This window comes from Gordonia sp. i37 (assembly GCF_002043085.1).
In the GTDB taxonomy this organism is placed as follows: Bacteria; Actinomycetota; Actinomycetes; order Mycobacteriales; family Mycobacteriaceae; genus Gordonia; species Gordonia polyisoprenivorans.
The window spans coordinates 1-404 of record NZ_MVPX01000634.1 but is presented as its reverse complement, the minus strand read 5'-3'; the positions used below and the strand labels follow the sequence as shown (position 1 = coordinate 404).

Genomic DNA, 404 nt, shown 5'->3' with positions numbered 1-404 from the left:
GAATCCGGCGAAGTAGTGCGACAAGAGTTTCCGGAGGTATTCACAGCGTTGCACGGTGTCGCGGGGTTCGGGGGAGCGGGTGTCAATGTGGGTCAATCCGCGGAAAATGGCGTCGGTGTGTTCGGAGGAGCCCATGCTGATCAACAACTCCCGAAGTCGGGTGGTCTTGTGATCGGCCACGCCCAGGCGATCCATCTCACCGGTGAGCGATGTGGCGTGGTGATCAACCAGGTTCCGCAGCAACAGGACTTGTTTCATTGCGCCAAAGGCTTGGGGCCCGGTCATTTCCGAATTCCATTGCAGGTCGCTGAGTTGGCTGACAATCCCGGCGAAAACCGCTTCGGCGTCAAGAGCTTCGGTGGTGTCGATCATGGGCCCCTCCCCAGTGGCTGATCGGTGTGATG

1 pseudogene is annotated in these 404 nt (G+C 59.4%); it reads right to left on the bottom strand.

Annotated features, from left to right (window positions below):
* Window positions 1–372, bottom strand: a pseudogene (locus tag B1964_RS29055) (HNH endonuclease); the annotation flags it as partial.
* Window positions 373–404 lie beyond the last annotated feature (32 nt).